The organism is Effusibacillus consociatus, assembly GCF_042652925.1.
Taxonomy (GTDB): domain Bacteria; phylum Bacillota; class Bacilli; order Tumebacillales; family Effusibacillaceae; genus Effusibacillus; species Effusibacillus consociatus.
Map to the genome: position 1 here is coordinate 1 of NZ_JBHSHC010000182.1, position 1676 is coordinate 1676.

Sequence of the window (1676 nt, forward strand, 5' to 3'; positions counted from 1 at the left end):
AAGCACCCATGGATAATATTTGACGAAGAGTGAAAATATGGGTATTGATCTGTTGGCGGGAATAGAGGTGGTGGTCACCCCGTTTAAAAACCTATGGTCGCAAATGGATCTCCACATGTACCCTTGCGGTTAACCCTCCCATATCTCCCTGGGTCTATGCCCTTACATTCCTTCGTTCTACCTCTCAAGGGGTGGAGGCCAGGCAAGCTCCTTTACGGGGTCGTTGCCCTAATGGAATAAATTGCTCCCAGCCTATCCGTGCTTCGTTTGTCAAAGATCAACATGTGAATAAGCGTAGAAAAACGTTAGGTTGCTAAAGCTGTGAATAAATTAAGCTGTTGCTTGCAATTGAGCTTCCCGATAGGGGCCGAGCACCTTGCGGGCGTCGTATTCCTTTTGCTTGCTTCCAAGCTCAAATAAGACGCGAATCAGCTTGTTGCAGATGGCGATCATCGATTGCTTCTTCTTCAGCGGGTTATCCCTACGCGTGGTGAAGTAGAGATGCAGCGCACGGAACTCCGGGTTCTTAGCGACCATGGTAAGTGCCGCCCGAAACAGCAACGCTCGGAGACGACAGCGCCCACGTTTGCTGATCGTCGTCTGTCCTTTTCGCTCCCCAGAACTGTTTTCTCGTAGGCTAAGTCCCGCATGACGTACGATTTGCTGGCTGTGGTCATAATCGGACAAGTTCCCCACTTCAGCCAGAAACCCAGCCACGGTGATAAGTCCAATGCATGGGATGCTCATCATGTGTGATGCGCCGGGAATCTGTTTTACCAGTTCCTCCACAAGCTCCATCAGTTGTTCAATCTGCCTGCACAGCATGGCGTACTGCTCCAGATACATGGCTAGCTCATGCTTGGCTGCTGTAACGCCTTCCGTGAGGCCGATGGACTTCTGGGCTTTCCGGTACAGCAATTGTGCTCTTTTGGAGCCTACAGCTCGCTTCACGTCGTTCTTCTTCCACGTGGCCACGATCGATGTTTCACCGATGTTCACCACATCTTGTGGCAATGGAAAGTGCTGAAGGGTGATGAGCGAAGCCTTCCCTTCCCAGTCTTTAAAGACTTGCGTATATTCGGGAAAGAAGCGATCCAACCAATTATGGATTCTTCCTTTCACGCGGTTCAAATCCCCGCACAGACGGTCCCGCTGATTCATCAGCACGCGTAGGTCGGCGTAGACGCCTTCCGGAAGCTGCGGTTCCGTGTAGCGGCCGTCAATGACGAGTTTGCCGACGACTTTCGCATCTTTAATGTCGTTCTTAGTAGGAGAGTTGTCGTCGAGCTCTTTGCTTTTTTTCACATGATGTGGATTGACTAAGACCACCTGGACGCCACGTCCCTTCAGGAAGTGGAACATGGGAAACCAATAGTGACCGGTCGGCTCTACGCCTAGAATGACGTCACTCATGCCGTGCTCCTGCTTTAGGGACTCCGCCCACGCCAGAAGGTTCAGCAAACCTTGTTCATCGTTCTGGAACAAACACCGTTTGCCAAGTTCAATGCCTCGGTAATTAAAGGCTCGGGCAACGTGGTTGTGTTTGGCGATATCGGTTCCGATCACCAATGTGGTATCAGAAATTCGCTCAATACGTTGATTTTGTTTGCTAGATTGGTTAAGCTTCATAATGAGCGTCCTCCTCTTAATTAGGGCAGTGATTGTGTTCGCATTCG

At 50.5% G+C, this 1676-nt stretch carries 1 protein-coding gene; it reads right to left on the reverse strand.

Annotation, left to right across the window (positions count from 1 at the left end):
- Positions 1–330: 330 nt before the first annotated feature.
- A complete protein-coding gene (locus tag ACFO8Q_RS23875; protein WP_096180728.1) occupies positions 331–1629 on the reverse strand; it encodes an IS110 family RNA-guided transposase in 1299 nt (432 codons plus the stop codon).
- Between the last annotated feature and the right edge of the window lie 47 nt (positions 1630–1676).

Excerpts from the sequence above, each read along its gene's own strand:
- ACFO8Q_RS23875 (WP_096180728.1), bottom strand. The coding sequence starts at position 1,629 with ATGAAGCTTAACCAATCTAGCAAACAAAATCAACGTATTGAGCGAATT.